17 protein-coding genes are annotated in these 22,711 nt (G+C 59.9%); 7 read left to right on the top strand and 10 right to left on the bottom strand.

Annotated features, from left to right (window positions below; genetic code table 11):
* Nucleotides 1–5: 5 nt before the first annotated feature.
* The 8 genes from RYB66_RS25665 to glnE all read right to left on the bottom strand — a co-directional run bounded on the left by RYB66_RS25665 (nt 6) and on the right by glnE (nt 10,076).
* On the bottom strand, nt 6–1,451 hold the full coding sequence (locus RYB66_RS25665; protein ID WP_316895807.1) for a lipopolysaccharide kinase InaA family protein: 1,446 nt from the start codon (nt 1,449–1,451) through the stop codon (nt 6–8).
* Nucleotides 1,451–2,230 carry a lipopolysaccharide kinase InaA family protein gene (locus tag RYB66_RS25660; protein ID WP_004654511.1) on the bottom strand — a complete coding sequence of 260 codons (780 nt, stop codon included), beginning with the start codon at nt 2,228–2,230 and terminating at the stop codon, nt 1,451–1,453. The genes RYB66_RS25665 and RYB66_RS25660 overlap by 1 nt, the downstream gene beginning before the upstream one ends.
* Nucleotides 2,227–2,961 (bottom strand): lipopolysaccharide kinase InaA family protein, encoded by a 735-nt coding sequence (locus RYB66_RS25655; RefSeq protein WP_004666427.1) that lies wholly within the window; start codon nt 2,959–2,961, stop codon nt 2,227–2,229. Before RYB66_RS25655 ends, RYB66_RS25660 begins: the two co-directional genes overlap by 4 nt.
* Entirely contained in the window at nt 2,961–3,767 is an 807-nt protein-coding gene (rfaP, locus tag RYB66_RS25650; protein WP_057460327.1) for a lipopolysaccharide core heptose(I) kinase RfaP, read from the bottom strand. The genes RYB66_RS25655 and rfaP overlap by 1 nt, the downstream gene beginning before the upstream one ends.
* Nucleotides 3,767–4,888, bottom strand: a complete 1,122-nt coding sequence (locus RYB66_RS25645; protein WP_044295605.1) for a glycosyltransferase family 4 protein — start codon at nt 4,886–4,888, stop codon at nt 3,767–3,769. The genes rfaP and RYB66_RS25645 overlap by 1 nt, the downstream gene beginning before the upstream one ends.
* On the bottom strand, nt 4,888–5,952 hold the full coding sequence (gene waaC, locus RYB66_RS25640; RefSeq protein WP_316895801.1) for a lipopolysaccharide heptosyltransferase I: 1,065 nt from the start codon (nt 5,950–5,952) through the stop codon (nt 4,888–4,890). Before waaC ends, RYB66_RS25645 begins: the two co-directional genes overlap by 1 nt.
* A 2-nt stretch (nt 5,953–5,954) precedes the next feature.
* Nucleotides 5,955–6,989: a lipopolysaccharide heptosyltransferase II gene (waaF, locus tag RYB66_RS25635; protein ID WP_002551768.1), complete on the bottom strand. Its 1,035-nt coding sequence runs from the start codon at nt 6,987–6,989 to the stop codon at nt 5,955–5,957.
* Between the two features lie 129 nt (nt 6,990–7,118).
* Entirely contained in the window at nt 7,119–10,076 is a 2,958-nt protein-coding gene (gene glnE / locus RYB66_RS25630) for a bifunctional [glutamate--ammonia ligase]-adenylyl-L-tyrosine phosphorylase/[glutamate--ammonia-ligase] adenylyltransferase (protein WP_004666430.1), read from the bottom strand.
* A 384-nt stretch (nt 10,077–10,460) separates the two neighbouring features.
* Between glnE and aceE the strand changes: the two genes are divergently transcribed.
* The 5 genes from aceE (at nt 10,461) to yccS (ending at nt 20,381) form a co-directional block, all read left to right on the top strand.
* Nucleotides 10,461–13,106, top strand: a complete 2,646-nt coding sequence (aceE, locus tag RYB66_RS25625; protein WP_002551766.1) for a pyruvate dehydrogenase (acetyl-transferring), homodimeric type — start codon at nt 10,461–10,463, stop codon at nt 13,104–13,106.
* A gap of 142 nt (nt 13,107–13,248) precedes the next feature.
* The gene (gene aceF, locus RYB66_RS25620; protein WP_004666432.1) at nt 13,249–14,892 is read left to right on the top strand and encodes a dihydrolipoyllysine-residue acetyltransferase; all 1,644 of its coding nucleotides are present in this window, start codon (nt 13,249–13,251) and stop codon (nt 14,890–14,892) included.
* A 299-nt stretch (nt 14,893–15,191) separates the two neighbouring features.
* Entirely contained in the window at nt 15,192–16,571 is a 1,380-nt protein-coding gene (dbpA, locus tag RYB66_RS25615) for an ATP-dependent RNA helicase DbpA (protein ID WP_316895799.1), read from the top strand.
* Between the two features lie 296 nt (nt 16,572–16,867).
* Nucleotides 16,868–18,046 (top strand): NAD(P)/FAD-dependent oxidoreductase, encoded by a 1,179-nt coding sequence (locus tag RYB66_RS25610; RefSeq protein WP_005743041.1) that lies wholly within the window; start codon nt 16,868–16,870, stop codon nt 18,044–18,046.
* A gap of 136 nt (nt 18,047–18,182) precedes the next feature.
* The gene (gene yccS / locus RYB66_RS25605) at nt 18,183–20,381 is read left to right on the top strand and encodes a YccS family putative transporter (protein ID WP_011167518.1); all 2,199 of its coding nucleotides are present in this window, start codon (nt 18,183–18,185) and stop codon (nt 20,379–20,381) included.
* On the opposite strand, the gene RYB66_RS25600 is transcribed toward yccS, so the two are convergent.
* On the bottom strand, nt 20,344–21,099 hold the full coding sequence (locus tag RYB66_RS25600) for a substrate-binding periplasmic protein (RefSeq protein ID WP_044295611.1): 756 nt from the start codon (nt 21,097–21,099) through the stop codon (nt 20,344–20,346). The genes yccS and RYB66_RS25600 overlap by 38 nt on opposite strands.
* A gap of 227 nt (nt 21,100–21,326) precedes the next feature.
* Here RYB66_RS25600 and RYB66_RS25595 point away from each other — a divergent pair, with 227 nt between their 5' ends.
* Both RYB66_RS25595 and RYB66_RS25590 read left to right on the top strand, forming a co-directional pair.
* Complete coding sequence (locus RYB66_RS25595; RefSeq protein WP_002551760.1) at nt 21,327–21,785, top strand: GNAT family N-acetyltransferase; 459 nt, start codon at nt 21,327–21,329, stop codon at nt 21,783–21,785.
* Between the two features lie 61 nt (nt 21,786–21,846).
* A complete protein-coding gene (locus RYB66_RS25590) occupies nt 21,847–22,143 on the top strand; it encodes a helix-turn-helix domain-containing protein (RefSeq protein WP_002551759.1) in 297 nt (98 codons plus the stop codon).
* Between the two features lie 16 nt (nt 22,144–22,159).
* Here RYB66_RS25590 and RYB66_RS25585 read toward each other — a convergent pair whose 3' ends face one another.
* Complete coding sequence (locus tag RYB66_RS25585; RefSeq protein WP_044295614.1) at nt 22,160–22,684, bottom strand: M48 family metallopeptidase; 525 nt, start codon at nt 22,682–22,684, stop codon at nt 22,160–22,162.
* Between the last annotated feature and the right edge of the window lie 27 nt (nt 22,685–22,711).

Genomic DNA, 22,711 nt, shown 5'->3' with positions numbered 1-22,711 from the left:
CAGGCTCAGTCTGGCGTGATCTTCGGCAAGCGCTGCTCCAGTATCTGGTGCAGCGCACTCTGCACCGGCCAGTTGCGCATAAACCGCGCCCGGTCACGCGCGTAGGCTGCTGCAAAGGACGATTGAGAACTGTGCTGCTGCATGGCATCCAGGTCGATCATCGCCCAGCGATCGGTGTGCCAGAACAGGTTATGCCCCTTGAAATCACCATGACTGATACGCGCCTGGATAAGCTGTGCGAACAGCGTGTCCAGCGCCAGCAGTTCGGCCTCTGGTGCATCACCGGTTGCCACATGGGGAGCGAAGCGCTCGATGATGTCCGGTCCCTCGATAAACTCGGTCACCAGCCAGGCTTTGCTGCGCAAGCCGAGAAAACGCTTTTCCTGAACTGCCAGCGGTTTTGGCGTGGCGATGCCGAGAAACATCAGGCGGTTACCTTCGCGCCATGAATGCCAGGCCCGGCTGGGACGCCAGAAGCGCTTGAGCCAGTGACTGAAATTCTTGATGTTGTAACGCTTGATGACCAGCGTACGACCACTGATGTCGACACGGCCGACGCTCGCAGCACCACCGGTCTTGTACAGATGGCCCCTTTCGAGCTGGGCATCAGCCTGAGCGAGCACCGGTAGCATCGCGGGTTCTTCCTCGCGACGAACAGCACGGAACACCGAAGCGCTGTCCTCGACGCTGAACAGACTGCAATCGCGCACGGTCTTGCCCATGAAGTCCTTGAGCCGCCAGCTGCGAACCTTGTCGATCTGCTTTTGCAGCGCCTCCATCGGCAAACCATGTTCGGCGTTGCTCAACAGGTAATGCACCAGCAACTCTTCAGTGAAGGGCTCGAAAGACCTGGGCAACTGGGCGAAGAACACGCCGAGGTTTTCCAGCACCTTTTGCCGGGACAACGGTTTGCCGGCCTGCTCGGCGCGAATGCCGGCACCATCAATCAGGTACAGCCGGCCTTGGTGGCGCAGCAGATTGTCCAGATGCAGATCTTCCTGCCACAAGCCTTTGGCGTGCTGTTGAGCGATGGCGCTCAGCGCCTCGCCGAGCACGGCTTGCTGCTCATCCGCCAGCGGTGGCAGGTGCTGGACAGCATTCCAGGCATCGCCCAGGCTTGACGCCTGCTCCAGAAACTCGAACAGCAGCCAGCCACCCTCGCCATCCTGCAAACCGTCGGCCAGCAGCAGCGGAGTGGTCAGCCCCTGTTCGGCAAGCAGACGCACCCCGGCCAGTTCACGCTGAAAGTGCCGGGCCGCCTTGTCGCCCACCAGCAGTTTTGCCAGCACCGTTCGGCCTCGCCAAACGCCTGCGCCCACATAGCGCTGCCCCGGCAATACCCGCAGCAGGGTCAATAATTGCAGTTCAGCCGAACCGGCAGCATCGGCCAGCGTCAGACTCATCGGCAACTCGGGGGTACGTCCGGCATTCTTGAGTTCAGACAAGCGCATCAACGGGTCTCTTTATCATCGCGGTGTTGAAGGTCACGTTTGTGAGCGCTGCGCTTGCCCAAACGCGCATTCCAGGCATCGACCAGCAAGCTGTCCGGAGTGGCTTGCAGGTATGCCGCCAACAGCTCGCGGCGCTCGGCTTCATGCCACATCGGCGCACGGCGCAGCAGCGGTTCCAGGTCACGGGCAAGATCACGCTTGCCGAAGATCACCGGACGGGTTTTCTCCAGGTCGATCAGTTGCGCCTGATAGCCCTTTCCCACCGCCTGCAGAAAAATATGCTTGGGATAAAAGCAGCCATGAACCTGCCCGGCACCGTGCAGTGTGCGGGCCAATTGGCCGCAGGCGTGAAGTACCGCCAGACGCTGCACGCTCTCCATCTGGTTCCACTGCTGCAACAGTTCGTCGAGATCGGTCCAGCCGTCCAGCGCACGCGTCATCAGGATCGCCCGGCGTTCCCCGTCGACCTTGCGCTCGCCATAAAACACCGCTTGCAGCGCGGGAATACCCAGCTTGCGATAGCGACTGATGTTACGAAACTCACGAGAGAAGGACGGTTCGCCAAACGGATGATGCAACGTGCGAGTCAGGTAATTGCTCTGGCGCTTGAGGTAAAAACCCTGACCCTCCAGGTCGAGGCGGAACACACTGCTCCAGCCGCCGCGCCCGGTATTGGGCTCGTCGACCGCATCGAGCCTGATGTTCCAAAGCGATTCAAAATCAGCCAGGTTGTGACGCGCCAGTAACGGCTGGTCGGCACTGGCAATAAAAACGCTCATTCACGGCCCTCGAAAAAGCTGACGATATGTCGGATACGTTTTTTGTCGGAGGCGTTCAACCGCGTTCGCTGACGGTACTGCAGGTAGAAGCGCAGGCGCTGGGTGGCCGACAAGTGATACTTCGCGACCTTGTCCAGGCACGCCAGATCCTTGGTGATCCGGTAGCGCAGCATGAAGCTCCACCAGAATGCGCCATTAGGGCAATCGATGAAAAACAGCTGGCCTTTGTCATCAACCAACAGGTTGCGCCATTTCAAATCATTATGTGTGAAATGGTTGTCGTGCATGGTCCGGGTACAGGCAGCCAGCTGGTGACTTACCGCGTCGACCCATTGCCGGTCGGCCAGTCGCGGATCCTTGCGTTGCGCCAGCGCAGACAAGTCTTCGGTATTGGGCAAGCCGCGAGTGATCAGTGCGCCGCGATCATACGCTGCGCCGTTGCGCTCCAGCCCCCAGGCCACCACTTCTGCCGTGGGAATGCCCCATTTGGCAAAACGCTTGAGGTTCTGCCACTCGGACTTGACCCTGGGCTTGCCGATGTAACGGCGCAGGCCTTTGCCCGCCCCTACGTAGCGTTTGACGTAGTAGTAAACCCCGGCGCGCTCGACGCGGATGACGTCGGACAGCGGGTCTCGGGTCAACTGCTGGCCTTGCAAGGCAAACACGGAATCCAGACTGCCGAAATCCTGCTGCAGAAAAGCGTACTCGGGCTCAAGCTTCCAGCCCGCCATCAGAGTGCATCCCCGTAGCGCACTTTGCGCTGATAAAGCTTGTCGGCCTTCTTCTCCAGCCAGCTCAGCAGCGGCGCTTCCTTGAGCAGTATTTCGCGCAGCGGTTTCTGGAAATAACCCTTGAGAAAACGCAGCTTGTCGCGTCGCGTGAGACCAATGTCCAGCGCTGAAAAATACAACGCGGCCAGGTCCTTGTTGCGCCAGCGTGGTGTTATTGCCCGACGCGTCTGGGCACGGTGCAGGTCGATGACTGACAATCTGAAATCGTCAGCGGTGACCGGCGTGTCGGTGTGCAACAGAAAATGACAGATGTAACAGTCGCGATGGTTCACTCCGGCGCGGTGCATCATACCGACCAAACGGGCAACTTCGGCGATAAACGCTCTTTTCAGACGGGGCTCCGGCGGCTCGTTGCGCCAGTTGATACTGACGTCTTCCAGGCTGGTAGTCGGGGCCAGCTCTTCAGTGACAATAAACGAATGCTGCGCGGCAGGGTTGCTGCCACGTTCACCATAGGCCACGGCCGTCATGGTCGGGACGCCGACTTCATGCAGACGCTCGATGGCGTCCCACTCCTTGCCAGCGCCCAGCACTGGCAACTTGGCAGTTGCCAGGTTCTTGGCGATTTCACCCCAGCCGATACCACGGTGGATCTTGACGAAATAACCACGCCCGTCGACCTCGGTGCGCAGCGTGCGGCGTCCTTCAAGCTCGCGGTAGACCTCGCCGCTCAGGCCCTCGACCTCGACGAACGCATCGCGTCCGGCCCACAGGCTCTTGAACGGTTCAGCCAGGAACAGCTTCATCAATAGTGCTCCGCCAGAATCACATCCGCAGCGTGTTGCGGCATGCTGTAAAGGTCCGCCGTGTCAGCAAAGGCCAGGCCATTGCGACCCCAGGCGCTGCGCGCGTCATCATCCTCAAGCATGTCCGACAGGTAGCGATTGAGTTGCACCTGATCGAACGGCTCGTCCAGCACCCGCCCGCAGTCAGCTTCGGCTATGTAATGGGCGTACCCGCAGACTGCACTGACCAGAACCGGCAAACCGGCGACCAGTGCTTCAAGCAATACGGTGCCAGTATTCTCGTTGTAAGCCGGATGAATCAGCAGGTCGGCGCCCAGCAGAAAACGCGGAATATCGCTGCGCCCTTTCATGAACGTCACTTGGTCGCCCAAGCCCAGCGCCGCGCTCTGCAGCTGGAATACTTTGGGGTCGTCCTGGCCGATTACAAACAGGCGCGTGCGTTTTTTGAGCTCGGCAGGCAACGCCGCCAGCGCCTTCAGGCTGCGATCGACGCCCTTTGTCTTGAAACCGGAGCCTATCTGCACCAATAACAGGTCGTCGTCGGCAAGCCCGAATTCCTTGCGAAAGCCAGCACGGATGTCTGGTGCGTCCGGCGGTGCGCGGCGATCCTGGGAAATGCCCGGTGGCAACAAATGAAAGCGCGACGGCGGGGTGTCGTAATGCTTGATGAACAGCGGCTGCTGTACTTCGGAAATCATCAACACCTGAGTTTTCGAGTCTTTAGCAAACACCGCGCGCTCGTAGTCAGCAAAGTGGCGATAACGGCCCCACTTGCGATACAGCGGGCTGCGCAGGTTCTGCGCCTTGTCCTCGAAGCAGCCGTCGGCGGCGTAATACACATCCAGGCCGGGCATCTTGTTGAAACCGATCAGACGGTCCACCGGGCGCCTGGCCAGGTCTGCTTCCATCCACGCCGTGAGCTTTTCATTGCGTCGATGATTGAAGAACGCCTTGACCGGCGCTACCAGCACTTCAAAACCGGGCGGCACATCGCCTTCCCAGATCAGGGTGTAGACGCGGATCTGGTGGCCGCGCTGCTGGCACTCCAGCGCAATGCGCATGAAATCGCGTTGCAGACCGCCGAACGGAAAGTATTTGTAGAGCACAAAAGCCAGTTGCATCAGCCAGGTTCCTTTGCCAGCAACAGCGCGCCCAGTTGGCTCGCTACTCGCTCGGGATTCAAACGAGTGAAGCACATCGGCCACTCGCGTTTAAGGTCGAACCGGCGCTGATCATCGGCGGTCGGTTGGTACGTGCATTTCTTTTGCAGGCAAGGTGTGCAGCCCGGATAGTCGCTGGCCAGATGCACCTGCGACTTGCCATACGCTCCGGTCAGGCTCGGGTTGGTCGGGCCGAACAGGGAAATGGTCGGCACGTCCAGTGCGGCGGCCAGGTGTCCGATTCCGGTATCCACCGCAACGCAGGCCTGTGCGCTGGCCAATACCCGCGCTACACCCGCCAGATTCAATTTCGGCAGCACGTGTGCGCTGTCCAGACCGTCGGCAATGCGCTCGGCGCGTGCCTTTTCTGCCGGGTTGCCCCATGGCAATTGCACCTGCAGGCCCCGAGCCGCCATCAGTTCGGCCAGTTGTCGCCAGTACAACTCGGGCCAGTGCTTGGTGCCCCAGGTTGTGCCATGCAGGAACAGCACGAACGGAGCCTGCAACGTGTCATCCAGAGTCGCCAGCGGCTTGAGGCCGTAGTCGCCCATACCGGACGGCTGTGGATAACCCAATGCCTGAGCGAACAACTGACGCAGTCGTTCGACCGCATGCTGCCCGCGTGGCACTGCAAAAGCGCGGTCATAAAAGCGACTGGCGACCGGTTCGCGTGCCGAGTCGCGGTCCAGCCCCGCCACCGGCGCATCGACATAACGTGTCAGCCAGGCACTTTTGAACAAGCCCTGAGCATCAATCACCAGATCGTAGCGCTGTTCGCGCACCTGCTGTTTGAAGCGCCGCCACTCCCCCGACCTGAAGGTCTGCCAAAGGTGCTTGCGCCAGCGGCGGATCGCCACCGGGATCACCTTGTCGACCGCCGGGTGCCAGGCGGGAATTTCGGCGAAACCCTCTTCCACTACCCAGTCAAAGCGGATGCCGGGCAGCGCTCGCTGCGCATCGGTCAGTGCGGGCAAGGCATGGATCACATCGCCCAGCGAAGAAGTCTTGATCAGCAGTACCCGCAAAATCAGGCGACCTCCACCGGCGTGCTGTTCAGGCGGCTCAGCGCCTGAATCACGGCGTCCGGTTCAAGCAGACGCATACAGTTGTAATGGCCGAAACGGCAGGTACGCTCAAAGCACGGGCTGCACTCGATACCCAGGCGCACCACTTCCACTGCGTCGGCCAGCGGTGGCGTGAAGCCCGGCGAGGTCGAACCGTAGACGGCCACCAGCGGGCGGTTCAGCGCTGCGGCCACATGCATCAGGCCGGAATCGTTGGACACCACCGCGTCGGCACACGAGAGCAGGTCGATGGCTTCGGCCAGCGAGGTTTCACCACTGAGGTTGACCGACTCCTCACGCAGACCGGGAATCAGTTCCTGGCGAATACTCTCGCCGACCGGGTGATCCTTTTTCGAGCCGAACAGCCAGACTTGCCAGCCTTCGCGAATGCTGGCGTCGGCGACTTGTGCGTAATGCTCGGCAGGCCAGCGCTTGGACTCGCCGAACTCTGCACCTGGGCATAGTGCCAGCACCGGACGATCGAGGGTCAGCCCGAACTTGCTCAATGCCGCATCGCGAGTCGCGGTGTCGATGCGCAGGCTGGGCTTGGGATAAGGACGCGGCAACTCGGTGCTCTTGTCGAATGCCAAAGCCATGAAACGCTCGATCATCAGCGGATAGCGCTGTTTGTCGAGGGTGCGCACGTCATTGAGCAGGCCATAGCGGAATTCACCGCGCCAGCCGGTACGCTTCGGTATACCGGCAAAAAAGGGCACCAAAGCGGATTTCAGCGAGTTGGGCAGCAGGATAGCCTGATCGTATTGGCCAGCCAGGGACTTGCCGATCCGGCGACGGGTCGCCAGCTCGAGGGCGCCGTGACCCAGCGGGAAACTGAGCGCAGCACGAACCTGCGGCATGCGTTCCAGTATCGGACGGCTCCATTCAGGGGCCAGCACGTCGATTTCGCACTCGGGATGACGCTGTTTCAGACACTGGAACAGCGTTTGTGCCATCACCATGTCACCGACCCAGCTAGGCCCAACGATCAGAATTTTCATGTTCTATCCAAAAACGACCAGAAACGATCAGGGAGGCCGATCAGACTGCGTGACATTCCCACACAACCTGTCGCCTCCCTGTCATAGCTTTATATAGTGTTGCAGCGGAATATGGCGTTGCCGCGCGGCTCAGCTCAACCCCATCTGCGTCCAGATCCGCATCACCTCACGCCGCTGGGCATGAAACTGATCGCCGCTGACCACGCCCGCCTGCTTCTGCAAAGCCTGACGATGCGCTGCCGAGCGGTACGCCTTGTAGGCTTCGCGCAACAGGCCGGCGTCCGTGTCAGGCAACAGTCCGGCGTCCTCAAGCCCTTCGAGAATCCGTATGTTGTCGGTGTATTGCAGCAGCGCAGGATGCTCTCTGGACCACGCCAAGGCGGCGTATTGCACCATAAATTCGATATCGACGATACCTCCGGCGTCCTGCTTGAGGTCGAACGGCACCGACGCCTCGAAGGCATTGGCCGCCCTTCCGGCTGCTGTCACGCGGGTGCCGAGGTTGTCGCGCATCTTGCCGCGCATCTCGCTGACCTCTGCGCGCAGCTTGCCCAGATCACGCTCGCGCCCCAGCACATCGGCACGGACTTTTTCGAACTGCTCGCCAACATCGCGACTGCCGGTCATAACCCGCGCACGCACCAGCGCCTGATGCTCCCAGGTCCAGGCTTCATTGGCCTGATAACGGGCGAAGGCCCCCAGCGAACTGACCAGCAGGCCGGATGCACCCGACGGCCGCAGGCGCATGTCGACGTCATACAACTGACCGGAGTTGGTTTGCGTGGTCAGCAAATGGATCACCCGCTGCCCCAGACGAGTGAAGAACTGCGCGGTGTCGATCGGTTTGGCACCGTCGGTCTCGGCCTCCAGATCGCCATCATGAATGAACACCAGATCCAGATCGGAGCCGTGCCCCAGCTCGATGCCGCCGACCTTGCCGTAGCCGACGATCACGAAGCCCGGATCGCACAACGTGCCGTCCGGACGTAAAGGCGTACCGTGCCGGGCCACGCTGTAGCGCCAAGCCAGAGCGAGCACCTGATCGAGAATCGCCTCGGCCAGCCAGGTCAGGTAATCACTGACTTTCATCAATGGCAGGCTGCCGGATATCTCGGACGCCGCAACGCGCAGACTGTGCGCCAGCTTGAAATGCCGCAAGGCTTCCATCTGCTGCTCAAGGTCGTCCTCCGGGATACGAATCAGTCGTTCACGAAGCTCGGCCGCCAGCTCTGGTGCCAACGGCGGATTGAACAGGCGACCTTCATTGAGCAGCTCATCGAGCAGCAGCGGGAAGCGTGCGATCTGCTCCGCAATCCATGGGCTGGCAGCGCACAGGGTCAACAGTTGTCGTAATGCATCGGGGTTTTCGGTCAGCAACACCAGATACGCCGAGCGCCGGGCGACCGCTTCTACCAGCGGCAGCACACGCTCCAGCACCAGGTCGGGCTTCTCATGCTCTACCGCCTGAGCCAGCAACCGAGGGATGAACGCATCCAGCCGCTCACGACTCAGACGCTGCATCGAACGCAGGTTGGGACTGCTGCGCAGGCTGGCCAGATTCTTCAGTGCCTTTTCGGCATCGACGAAACCGGCCTGCAACAGCTGGCGACCCGCGGCTTCCTCGTCCTGGGACTCTTCCCACAGGGGCAGCCACTCGCCACCCACCGCGACTTCACTGTCGTCCTGCTGCTCGTCGTCGGGATCCGAATCGGGGTCGGCGATGACCTGACGGAAATGCCAGGACACCCGACTGCGCCAGTACATAAGGCGCTCGTGAAAACTGACCCAGTCGGCAAAGCCCATGATCAGGGCAATGCGTGCCTGATCCTGATCGTTGTCCGGCAACATTTGCGTCTGACGGTCGGCAATCGCCTGAATGGCGTGCTCGGTGTAACGCAAAAACTCATAACCCTCGCGCAGCTCTTCAGTCACCGCCGAAGGCAGATAACCCTGCCCTTCAAGGGTTTTCAGCACTTTGAACAGCGGGCGCTGTTGCAGGCTCAGGTCGCGGCCACCGTGGATCAGCTGGAACGCCTGGGCGATAAACTCGACTTCGCGAATCCCCCCCGCACCGAGCTTGATGTTTTCCGCCATGCCCTTGCGCTTCACTTCCTGCTGAATCAGCTGCTTCATGGTGCGCAGCGCTTCAATGGCCGAGAAGTCCAGGTAACGGCGATACACAAACGGGCGCAACATATCCAGCAGCTCGGCACCTGCGGTCTGATCGCCGCCGACCACTCGTGCCTTGATCATCGCGTAACGTTCCCAGTCCCGGCCCTGATCCTGGTAATACTGCTCCAGCGCGTTGAAGCTGAGCACCAGCGCCCCGGAAGAACCGTAGGGCCGCAGGCGCATGTCGACCCGGAACACGAAACCATCGACGGTTACCGGGTCCAGAGCCTTGATCAGCCGCTGCCCCAGGCGAATGAAAAACTCCTGGTTATCCAGCGCACGCTTGGTGCCCAGCGTCTCGCCACCCTCCGGGTAGGCAAAGATCAGGTCAATGTCCGACGAAAGGTTCAGTTCGACCGCGCCGAGTTTGCCCATGCCCAGAATGACCATGTGCTGCGGCTGCCCAGAGTGACGACCGGTCGGTGTGCCGAACTGCTCGCAGTGCCGTGGATACAGCCATTGGTAGGCCAGGTCGATCGAAGCATCGGCCATTTCCGATAGATCACGGCAGGTTTCGATCAGATCTGCCTGACGGGTCAGATCGCGCCAGATGATTCGCACTTGCTGGCGTGCGCGCTGCCGACGTAGATTACGCCCCAGCTCGTCATCACTGGTGGCGCTCGACAGGGCATCGGCAATCTGACCGCGCAATTGGCCGGCAGAGAGGCTACGCTCCAGCTCGCCCGAATCGGCCAGTTGCAGGAGCATCTGTGGGTCACGGCAAACTTGCTCGGTGACAAAATCACTGGCGGCGCAAACCCGGTCGAACGCCTTGCGGCGCGCTTCCGGCCAGGCCTCGAAAGACGCCAGCGCGTCCTCCGACAAAGCAGTGAGCGCGGCCTGGAAAGTCTGGCGGGCACGGGTAATCAATGGCAGCAGAATGGCCGGAAATTCAGCCAGTAAAGGTAGGCTCATGGTCTATCCTTGATCGGCGTGCAAACGCCCGTCTGTCATGACGGCAAGACACGTCTGCCAGCACCGCTTGTCGAACAAAGGTTATAAATTGCTGGAAAAATCAAATTAGAAGCATAAAAATCCGCTTTTTCCCTGCAAGATATTCAATAGCAATCAACAGTAACGTTTTAAGTTACAAGACAACAGGAGCGATTGAGTCGCTTCTCTGTAGTTTTACTACTGGGTCCGATACTCGGAGGGCTGAAATCGTCGTCGATTTGTAGTAAAACTACACGCCGCCGGATCCCACCCTCCGGTAATCCAAGAATTTATGTCGTCTGCCCACAAGGCCAGTCGCAAACTCAGGCAACCGATTCTGGAAGCCTTTCCGCCCTGGAGCAAGCCATGCAAGACCTCGATCCCGTCGAAACCCAGGAATGGCTGGACGCCCTGGAATCGGTTCTCGACAAAGAAGGCGAAGACCGCGCTCACTACCTGATGACCCGTTTGGGCGAGCTGGCCACCCGTAGTGGTTCGCAGCTGCCGTACGCCATCACTACGCCATACCGCAACACGATTCCTGTCACCCACGAAGCACGCATGCCTGGCGACCTGTTCATGGAACGCCGCATTCGCTCGCTGGTGCGCTGGAACGCATTGGCAATGGTCGTCAAAACCAACCTGAACGACCCGGATCTGGGCGGCCACATCTCCAGCTTCGCCTCCAGCGCCACGCTGTACGACATCGGCTTCAACTACTTCTTCCAGGCCCCGACCGACGAACACGGCGGCGACCTGATCTACTTCCAGGGTCACGCATCGCCAGGCGTCTATGCCCGTGCGTTCCTCGAAGGCCGTATCACCGAAGACCAGATGAACAACTTCCGCCAGGAAGTCGACGGCAATGGCCTGTCGTCTTACCCACACCCGTGGCTGATGAAGGATTTCTGGCAGTTCCCGACTGTATCGATGGGCCTTGGCCCGATCCAGGCGATCTACCAGGCACGCTTCATGAAGTACCTGGAACACCGCGGTTACATCCCGGAAGGCAAGCAGAAAGTCTGGTGCTTCCTGGGTGACGGCGAGACCGACGAGCCGGAATCCCTGGGCGCCATCGCTCTGGCCGGTCGCGAGAAGCTCGACAACCTGATCTTCGTCGTCAACTGCAACCTGCAGCGCCTCGACGGTCCGGTTCGCGGCAACGCCAAGATCATCCAGGAACTCGAAGGCGTGTTCCGTGGTGCTCAGTGGAACGTCACCAAAGTCATCTGGGGCCGTTTCTGGGACCCGCTGCTGGCCAAGGACGTCGACGGTATCCTGCAACGTCGTATGGACGAAGTCATCGACGGCGAATACCAGAACTACAAGGCCAAGGACGGCGCGTTCGTCCGCGAGCACTTCTTCAACTCGCCTGAACTCAAGGCAATGGTTGCCGATCTGTCCGACGACGAGATCTGGAAACTCAACCGTGGTGGCCACGATCCGTACAAGGTTTATGCGGCCTACCACGAAGCCGTCAACCACAAGGGTCAACCAACCGTGGTTCTGGCCAAGACCATCAAAGGTTATGGCACCGGCGCCGGCGAAGCGAAAAACACTGCACACAACACCAAGAAGGTTGATGTCGACAGCCTGCGTCACTTCCGTGACCGTTTCGACATCCCGGTCAAGGACTCCGAACTCGAAGCCCTGCCGTTCTACAAGCCGGAAGAAGGCAGCGCCGAAGCCCGTTACCTGAGCGAGCGTCGTGCTGCGCTGGGTGGCTTCGTACCTCAGCGCCGCGCGCAGAGCTTCAGCCTGCCGACGCCGCCACTCGATACCCTCAAGGCCATCCTTGACGGTTCGGGCGATCGTGAAATTTCCACCACCATGGCTTTCGTGCGCATCCTGGCGCAGCTGGTCAAGGACAAGGAAGTCGGTCAGCGCATCGTGCCGATCATCCCGGACGAAGCCCGTACCTTCGGTATGGAAGGCATGTTCCGCCAGCTGGGCATCTACTCGTCGGTCGGCCAGCTCTACGAGCCAGTCGATAAAGAACAGGTAATGTTCTATCGCGAAGACAAGAAAGGCCAGATTCTCGAAGAAGGCATCAACGAAGCGGGCGCCATGTCCTCCTTCATCGCTGCCGGTACTTCGTATTCCAGCCACAACCAGCCGATGATTCCGTTCTACATCTTCTACTCGATGTTCGGTTTCCAGCGTATCGGCGACCTGGCATGGGCTGCTGGCGACAGCCGCACCCGTGGTTTCCTGATCGGCGGCACCGCCGGCCGTACCACGCTGAACGGCGAAGGCCTGCAGCACGAAGACGGTCACAGCCACATTCTGGCGTCGACCATCCCGAACTGCCGCACCTTCGACCCGACTTACGGTTACGAACTGGCAGTGATCATCCAGGACGGCATGCGCCGGATGTTCGAAGAGCAGCAGGACGTTTTCTACTACCTGACCGTGATGAACGAGTCCTACACCCAGCCAGCCATGCCGGCCGGTGCGGAAGAAGGCATCGTCAAGGGCATGTACCTGCTCGAAGAAGACACCAGGGAAGCGGCGCACCACGTCCAGTTGCTGGGCTCGGGCACCATCCTGCGTGAAGTTCGCGAAGCGGCGAAGATTCTCCGTGACGAGTTCAACATCGGCGCTGACGTCTGGAGCGTTACCAGCTTCAACGAACTGCGTCGCGACGGTCTGGCGGTAGAGCGTAACAACCGCCTGCACCCTGGCCAGAAGCCGGAACTGAGCTATGTTGAGCAGTGCCTCAACGGTCGCAAAGGCCCGGTCATTGCATCGACGGATTACATGAAGCTGTTCGCTGACCAGATTCGTCAGTGGGTTCCAACCAAGGAGTATAAAGTCCTGGGCACCGACGGTTTCGGCCGTAGCGACAGCCGCAAGAAGCTGCGTCACTTCTTTGAAGTCGATCGTCACTTCGTTGTGCTGGCAGCCCTGGAAGCTTTGGCGGATCGTGGCGATATCGAACCTAAAGTGGTGGCGGAAGCCATCGCCAAGTTCGGCATCGATCCTGAAAAACGCAATCCACTGGACTGCTAAGAGTCTGCTTCAAGAGCGCTGATCAGAGCGTAAACAGCCGAGGATGCGGAATTTACCTACCGTAAATGAGCATCCAACGCTGTTTCGTTGTAACTGAACCAGCGTATTGGTGAGTGAACAGGTTCTCCTAAGGAGAGACATAGTGAGTGAGTTAATTCGTGTACCCGACATCGGCAACGGTGAAGGCGAAGTCATTGAATTGATGGTCAAGGTCGGTGATCGCATCGAAGCCGACCAGAGCATTCTGACGCTGGAATCAGACAAGGCGAGCATGGAAATCCCTGCTCCCAAGGCTGGCGTCATCAAGGCCATGAAGGTCAAGCTGGGCGACCGCCTGAAAGAAGGCGACGAGCTGTTCGAGCTGGAAGTGGAAGGCGAAGCGGCTGCCGCTCCTGCCCCCGCAGCCGAACCTGCCGCGGCCCCAGCTGCTGCCGAAAAACCGGCTGAAGCTGCACCGGCACCTGCCGCTGCGCCTGCTCCGGCAGCCAGCGCCAGCGTTCAGGACATCCACGTGCCGGACATCGGCTCGTCGGGCAAGGCCAAAATCATCGAGCTGATGGTCAAGGTTGGTGACTCCATTCAGGCTGATCAGTCGTTGATCACCCTGGAATCCGACAAGGCCAGCATGGAGATCCCATCTCCGGCAGCAGGCGTTGTCGAGAGCATCGAAGTCAAGCTGGACCAGGAAGTCGGTACCGGCGACCTGATCCTCAAACTGAAAGTCGAAGGCGCAGCGCCCGCCGCAGCTGCGGCACCTGCTGCCAGCGCACCGGCTGCCGCTCCTGCCAAGGCTGAAGCGGCTGCACCGGCCGCTGCTCCAGCGCCGAAAGCCGAAGCAGCACCTGCTCCGGCTGCACCGGCCAAAGACGGCGCCAAGGTTCACGCAGGCCCGGCTGTTCGTCAGCTGGCACGCGAGTTCGGCGTCGAGCTGAGCGCGGTCAGCGCCACCGGCCCACACGGCCGCGTGCTGAAAGAAGACGTTCAGGTTTACGTCAAGACCATGATGCAGAAGGCCAAGGACGCTCCGGCTGGCGGCGCAAGCGGCGGCTCGGGCATTCCGCCGATCCCGGAAGTCGATTTCAGCCGTTTCGGCGAGATCGAAGAAGTACCGATGACGCGCCTGATGCAACTCGGCGCTTCGGGTCTGCACCGCAGCTGGCTGAACATTCCGCACGTCACGCAATTCGACCAGGCCGACATTACCGACCTGGAAGCTTTCCGTGTTGCGCAGAAAGGCGCTGCCGAGAAGGCTGGCGTCAAGCTGACCGTTCTGCCTCTGCTGCTCAAGTCCTGCGCCCACTTGCTCAAGGAGCTGCCGGACTTCAACGCCTCGCTGGCACCAAGCGGCAAGGCTGTGATCCGCAAGAAGTACGTGCACATCGGCTTTGCCGTGGACACCCCGGATGGCCTGCTGGTACCGGTTATCCGCGACGTCGATCAGAAGAGCCTGTTGCAGCTGGCCGCCGAAGCCGCAGCACTGGCTGAAAAGGCACGTAACAAAAAGCTGACTGCAAACGACATGCAGGGCGCGTGCTTCACCATCTCCAGCCTCGGCCACATTGGCGGCACCGGCTTCACGCCGATCGTCAACGCGCCGGAAGTGGCAATCCTCGGAGTTTCCAAGGCCACCATCCAGCCAGTCTGGGACGGCAAAGCCTTCCAGCCAAAACTGATGCTGCCGCTGTCGCTGTCCTACGATCACCGCGTGATCAACGGTGCAGCTGCCGCCCGCTTCACCAAGCGCTTGAGCGAATTGCTGGCGGATATCCGCACAATCCTGCTGTAAGCCAGGCAGGCCCGTCCCCGGACGGGCCTTGCTATACATCTTTGCGAGCTGCCACGCTCGAACCTCAACCCCGCCTTCCAGCGGGGATTTTTTTGCCTGGCTATCGCGCCCATGCTCCGCGCTCATTGCTGGATTCTGTGGGAGTGACCGGGGCGGCGATCCGCATTGCTCACGACCATCTTCTGGGGCTGTACGGACCCCTTCGCGAGCAAGCTCGCTCCCACGACCTTTATCGCGGTGCCAGGTCTGACTGGCGGGTGATACACTACGCGACATTTTTGTTTTGCAGGTCCACCGTCGTGACTAACACCGCTTTCAATTCTCTGCCTCTGTCCGCTGCCATGCTGGCTAACCTGGAGTCGCTTGGTTACGCCGAAATGACACCGATTCAGGCGCAGAGCCTGCCGGTGATCCTCAAGGGCATGGACCTGATCGCGCAAGCCAAGACCGGCAGCGGCAAGACCGCTGCGTTCGGTATCGGCCTGCTCAACCCGATCAACCCGCGGTTCTTCGGCTGCCAGGCACTGGTCATGTGCCCGACCCGCGAACTGGCGGATCAGGTGGCCAAGGAAATCCGCCGTCTGGCGCGCTCGGAAGACAACATCAAGGTGCTGACCCTCTGCGGCGGCGTGTCTTTCGGCCCGCAGATCGGCTCGCTGGAGCACGGCGCGCATATCATCGTCGGTACGCCTGGGCGTATTCAGCAACATTTGCGCAAGGGTTCGCTGGTGCTGGACGGCCTGAACACGCTGATTCTCGATGAAGCCGACCGCATGCTGGACATGGGTTTCTACGACGCCATCGCCGACATCATCGAGCAGACCCCGCAACGCCGTCAGACCCTGCTGTTCTCCGCGACCTACCCGGTCGGCATCAAGCAGTTGTCGTCGAAATTCATGCGTGACCCTCAAACTGTCAAAGTCGAAGCGCTGCACGCCGACAGCCAGATCGAGCAGATTTTCTATGAGATCTCTCCGGAACAGCGTCTGGAAGCGGTGGTCAAGGTACTCGGTCATTTCCGTCCGGCGTCCTGTGTGGCGTTCTGCTTCACCAAGCAGCAGGTTCAGGAAGTGGTCGACCACCTGACCGCCAAAGGCATGTCTGCCGTCGGTCTGCAGGGTGATCTGGAACAGCGCGACCGCGATCAGGTACTGGCGATGTTCGCCAACCGCAGCACCTCGGTACTGGTCGCCACCGACGTGGCCGCGCGCGGTCTGGACATCGACGCACTGGACATGGTGATCAACGTCGAGCTGGCGCGCGATTCGGAAATCCACATTCACCGCGTAGGCCGTACCGGTCGCGCAGGCGAAAAAGGCATCGCGGTCAGCCTTGTGGCACCGTCGGAAAGCCAGCGCGCCCGCGCTATCGAAGAATTGCAGAAAGCCCCGTTGAACTGGCAGCAGTACGATCAGCTAAGCGTCAAGGAAGGCGGCAAACTGCTGCCGACCATGACGACGCTGTGCATCGGTTCGGGTCGCAAGGACAAACTGCGCCCGGGCGACATTCTTGGCGCGCTGACCGGCGAAGCGGGTATTGCGGGCACTCAGGTGGGCAAGATCGAGATCTTCGATTTCCAGGCGTACGTCGCCGTCGAGCGCAGCATGGCCAAACAGGCTCTGGAGCGTTTGAACAACGGCAAGATCAAAGGCAAGTCGCTGCGCGTGCGGATTTTGTAAAGTTTATAGTTGACCCTGATAGTCCCTACACTCCGCGCCGAGCATCATATACAGGCCCCGAAGGTCCTGAAAACGCGGTTTTCAGGCCTCTGCCCGTAGGGCGTGGGAGCGAACTTGTTCGCGAAGACGGTAGTTCAGACGATAAATCTTCGGAGAACATACCGGCCCTTTCGCGAACAAGCGAAGCGTCGCCCGGTCCGCTCCCACGGCCTTCGGCCAGAATCAAAAACAGGCTTGTATATAGCTTAGCGCGGAGCATAGGAACGATCGTGACCTACAGATCGAGGAAACACGCTGTGCCCGTTACCGACGTTGTAATCATTGGCGCTGGCGCCGCTGGTCTGATGTGTGCGTTCACCGCTGCCGCTCGCGGGCGCCGGGTGATGTTGATCGATCACGCCAATAAACCCGGCAAGAAGATCCTCATGTCCGGTGGCGGGCGCTGCAACTTCACCAACATGTACACCGAGCCGGCCAATTTCCTGTCGCAGAACCCACACTTCTGCAAATCGGCGCTGGCGCGCTATACCCAGTGGGATTTCATTGCGATGGTCGCCAAACATGGCGTGCCGTATCACGAGAAAAAACTCGGCCAGCTGTTCTGCGACAACAAGTCCAGCGACATTCTGGAAATGCTCCTGGAGGAATGCCGTCAGGCCGGTGTCAGCCTGCACATGGACACTTCCGTGCAGCAGATCGACAAAACCGAATACGGCTACAGCCTGCAAACCACGCTGGGCACGTTGAGCTGCGAGGCGCTGGTCATCGCCACGGGCGGGCTGTCGATCCCGACGCTGGGCGCGACCGGCTTTGGCTATCAGGTCGGCAAGCAGTTCGGCCACACGCTGCTGCCCACCCGCGCCGGCCTGGTGCCGTTCACCATCACCGATCAGCTCAAGGAGCTGTGCACCGAGCTTTCGGGCACATCGGTGGATTGCCTGGTCAGTTGCAATGACACCAGCTTCCGCGAAAACATCCTGTTCACGCATCGCGGCCTCAGTGGCCCGGCGATCCTGCAGATCTCCTCGTTCTGGCAGCCCGGTGACACCGTGGAAATCAACTTGCTGCCCGATCACGATGTGCCCGCCTGGCTCAGTCAGCAACAGGCCGAGCGTCCCAACAGCGAGTTGAAAACCCTGCTGGGCGAGATTTTCACCAAGAAGATGGCCAACCTGATCGCCGAACACTGGTTCGTGTCCAAGCCCATGAAGCAGTACACCCACGCCGAACTGTCCGACATCGCCGAAAAACTGGCGAGCTGGAAGGTGGTCCCGGCAGGCACCGAGGGTTATCGCACCGCTGAAGTGACGCTGGGCGGTATCGATACCCGTGAAGTGTCGTCCAAGACCATGGAGTCGCTGAAATCCCCTGGCCTCTATTTCGTCGGCGAAGTACTCGACGTGAGCGGTCATCTGGGCGGCTTCAACTTTCAGTGGGCGTGGGCCTCGGCCTACGCAGCGGCGCAGTACGTGTGACGTAGTGCGCGTGGCGTAACATCACGACACTGCAAACCGGTATAAATTTTGCCAAGCGGATGTACAGCCAGTCGTTTGGTCTGTACATATCCTCCTGCAGAATTGATCAATTGCGAACAGGGCCGTCAGCTTACCCATGGCATCGAAATCTCTCCGTCATACATTCCGTCGATTGTGGGCGCTGGATAAATTCAGCTATAGCGTTCGAGTCTTTATCGCACTGACCGGCAGCATGGCGCTGTGCTGGTACCAAAACGAGATGGCATTGCTGATCCCGCTGTTTCTGGGGATTATTGCCTGCGCATTGGCAGAGACTGACGATAGCTGGCAAGGCCGGCTAAATGCTCTGGCCGTGACGCTGGTGTGCTTCAGTGTTGCCGCACTCGCCGTAGAACTGCTCTTCCCCTACCCCTGGCTGTTTGTCTGCTCACTGGCGCTGGCCAGCTTCTGCCTGACCATGCTCGGCGCGCTGGGCGAACGCTATGGCGCGATTGCCTATGGCACGCTGATCCTCTCGGTCTACACCATGATCGGCGTCGATCAGCGCGGCGGTGAGGTACTGGACTTCTGGCATGAGCCGATGCTGCTGGTGGCGGGTGCAGCCTGGTACGGCCTGCTGTCGGTGCTGTGGCAGATGCTGTTTTCCAACCAGCCGGTGCAACAGGCGCTGGCGCGACTGTTTCGTGAGCTGGGCCAGTACCTGAAACTCAAATCGACCCTGTTTGAACCGATTCGCACGCTCAACGTGGAGGCACGTCGTCTGGAACTGGCGCAGCAGAATGGCAAAGTGGTCGCCGCGCTGAACTCCACCAAGGAAATCATCCTGCACCGCGTTGGCAGCGGCCGCCCCGGTTCGAAAGTCAGCCGCTACCTGAAGCTGTATTTCATCGCCCAGGACATCCACGAGCGCGCCAGCTCGTCGCACTACCCCTACAACTCACTGGCCGACGCCTTTTTCCACAGCGATGTGCTGTTCCGCTGCCAGCGCCTGTTGCGTCAACAGGGCGTTGCCTGTCAGGCCCTGTCGGAATCCATCCAGTTGCGTCAGCCATTCGTATACGACCCAAGCTTCGCCGAAGCCATGGAGGACCTGCACGCCTCTCTGGAACACCTGCGCATCCAGAGCAACCCTGCGTGGCGTGGCCTGTTGCGTTCGCTGCGTGCACTGGCTGCCAACCTCGGCACACTGGATCGCCTGATCAGCGACGCCAGCAACCCGGACGCCGTGGCCGATGCCACCGACAGCAGCCTGCTGGACCGCTCGCCGCGCAACCTCAAGGATGTCTGGACCCGCCTGCGCCTGCAGATGACGCCGACCTCACTGCTGTTCCGTCACGCCCTGCGCCTGCCGCTGGCGCTGACCATCGGTTATGCGATGGTGCACCTGATTCACCCGTCACAGGGCTACTGGATCATCCTGACCACGGTGTTTGTCTGCCAGCCGAGCTACGGCGCCACCCGACGCAAACTCGGCCAGCGGATCATTGGTACGGCAATAGGTCTGACGGTCGGCTGGGTACTGTTCGATCTGGTTACCAGTCCGATTCTGCAATCGATGTGCGCGGTGTTGGCCGGTGTGGTGTTCTTCGTCAATCGCACCACGCGCTACACCCTGTCGACCGCCGCCATCACAGTCATGGTGCTGTTCTGTTTCAATCAGGTCGGCGACGGTTACGGGCTGTTCCTGCCAAGGCTGTTCGATACGCTGCTGGGCAGCTTGATCGCCGGGCTCGCGGTGTTCCTGTTCCTGCCGGACTGGCAAGGACGACGCCTGAACAAGGTGCTGGCCAACACTCTGACCTGCAACAGCATTTACCTGCGGCAGATCATGCAGCAGTACGCCAAGGGCAAGAGTGACGACCTTGCCTATCGACTGGCGCGACGCAACGCACACAATGCCGACGCTGCGCTGTCGACCACATTGGCAAACATGCTTATGGAGCCCGGTCACTTCCGCAAGGAGGCCGATGTCGGTTTCCGCTTTCTGGTCCTGTCACATACGCTGCTGAGCTACCTTTCCGGCCTCGGCGCGCACCGTGATACACAGTTGCCTGGCGATGTCCGCGAACACCTGATCGATAACGTCGGCGCTACGCTGGCAGCCAGTATCGACGAAATCGCCGCAGGGCTGGCCGAGAAGAAACCTGTCGCCGTACAGAGTGACGCAGAGGAAGCACTGGCCGCGCAACTGGAACAGCTGCCGGAAGAGATGGACGAAAGCCAGCGTCTGGTACAGGCTCAGCTAGCCTTGATCTGCCGCCAGCTGGCACCGCTACGCACCCTTGCCGCCCACCTGATCAAAGCTCCGGAGGCTGTTGCAGCCCATGCAGTCTGAACAGCTCGTCGTAGGTGCCGTCGGCCTTCATGGCGGCAATTTCACGATCAAAATCGGCGACGATTTTTGCGTGCTGAGGGTTTTTCAGGCTGACCAGAATATGCAGACTGTTCTCGCTCAACGACCCGGGTAGAAACTCGACACGGTCGCGAACCGCTTCTGGCTCCATCGCCAGGTTATAGCGGGCGACGTATTCGTCCTCCAGTGTCAGGTCTACACGTTCGGCAGCGAGCATGCGTACGGCTGTGGAGAAGTTTTGTACAGGGACCTTCTTGAGCAGACTGTCGCCGTCAAACGCAGGGGAATAGGCATAACCGCGTACAACCGCAATCCTGTAATTGTGCAGTTGTTCATGGGTCCGAACCTCGATAGGCGATTCCCTGCGTTTGATGAAGCGCACGCGATTGAGCAAGTATTCGGCTGAAAACTGGCCAATTTTTGTGCGATCTTCGCTGAACCATGCGTTGATCAGCACATCGTGCCGCCCTTCACTCAACCCCAGCATTGCCCGCGCCCAAGGCACTTGCTCATACAGGGTGGTGTATCCGGCGCGGCGTAAAGCCGTATTGACGATATCGGTCGCAAGCCCGCCGTTGAGCAGCAGCGCATCGGTAAAAGGTGGCCAAGGGTCAGCGACGAGGCGCAGTTTCTCCGCTGCACTGGCATGCGCCATCAGCAAAAAGACCAGCAACCCAACCGCTCGAAGCCACTGCGACATGCTCAGGTTCCTGAAAAGGGCGGTATACCCGATTTAATCCTATCGGCAGCAAAACCATCACTCATGAGAGTGCCAGCAGCTTTTAATTGAAGACCTGAAGCGGTCAGTAGACAAGCCGGAAGAAGAACATGCTCAGTAAAGCTGTACGCACATCGTTGACAGCGTTTATTGGGAATGTCGGCGGATACGTTTAGACTTCGCTTCTGGTTTCCCTGCGAGTCTGCGACATGTCTATCAAATGGATCTGCAAACATCACACCGAGTTGAGCATCCAGCAGCTGTATGCCGTGCTGCAACTGCGCGCCGAGGTGTTTGTGGTCGAGCAGCAATGTGTGTATCTGGACGTGGACGGGCAGGACCTGACGGGCGATACCTGCCACCTGATGGCCTGGCAGGAAGACAAGCTGGTCGCCTACCTGCGCTTGCTGGACCCTATCCAGCAGGGCGGCGACGTCACTATTGGGCGAGTCGTGACAGCCCCTTCGATTCGCAGCCGGGGCATTGGCCATGAACTGATGGAACAGGCTCTGGAAAACGCCGAACGCAAATGGCCTGACCAGCCAATCTATCTGTCGGCACAAGCCCACCTGCAAGGCTATTACAGCCGCTACGGTTTCAACCCGGTGGGCGAGGTCTACCTGGAAGACGACATCCCCCACATCGGCATGCGCCGCGATCTGGACTAAGAGCAGTTGCACGCCTTGAGCTGCAAGCTGCACATTGAAAGCATTGAAAAGGGATTCGTCGATGGAGGTCAGCAAGACCAAAAGCAGTTTCTATCGCCGCCTGTACGTGGCGTACCTGATTGATTCGAAGCTCGCCAGCAGCGTACCCGAACTGACCGCCGTGACCGGCATGCCACGCCGCACCGCGCAGGACACCATCAGCGCGCTCTCCGATCTGGACATCGTGTGTGAATTCGAACAGCAGGAAGGTGCCCGCAATCACGCAGGCAATTACCGTATTCGCAACTGGGGCGCCATCGACAAAACATGGATCGCCCGCAACCTGAACAGCATCAAGGCCGTGCTCGGGTATCCCTAGCAGGGCAGTTGCGAGCTTAAAGCTTGCCGTTCGAAGCCTGCAGCTCGTTATAGGTCAGGTAGACGCGCAGGTCGAATTCCAGCTGGTGATACCGGGGCAGCATGTGCTCGCATAACTGGTAGAACGCCTTGTTGTGGTCTGACTCGCGAAAATGTGCGAGCTCATGAACCACGATCATCTTCAGGAATTGTGCAGGGGCTTCCTTGAACAAGGCGGCTACCCGAATTTCATTGCTTGCCTTGAGCTTGCCGCCCTGCACTCTGGATATTTTAGTGTGCAACCCGAGCGCGCGATGGGTCAGGTCCAGGCGACTATCGAAGAGCACCTTCCTGATGGCCGGCGCGTTGCGCAGGTGATCCTGCTTGAGCGCCAGCGCGTAGGCGTAAAGAGCCTTGTCGCTTTGTATCTGATGACGCTCAGGGTAGCGCTGCTCCAGATAGTCCGCCAGACGGTTCTGGGCAATCAACTGATGCACTTGATCCTGCAGGGTCTGCGGATAGGCCTGCAGGTATTTGAGCGGAGCATGGCTGGCGGCAGTCATGGGGCCTTTTGCATGATGACGAAAGAC

This window comes from Pseudomonas syringae group sp. 243L2 (assembly GCF_032587875.1).
Taxonomy (GTDB): Bacteria; Pseudomonadota; Gammaproteobacteria; order Pseudomonadales; family Pseudomonadaceae; genus Aquipseudomonas; species Aquipseudomonas amygdali.
The sequence above is the reverse complement of the archived record's forward strand: the minus strand, read 5'-3'. Positions and strand labels throughout refer to the sequence as shown.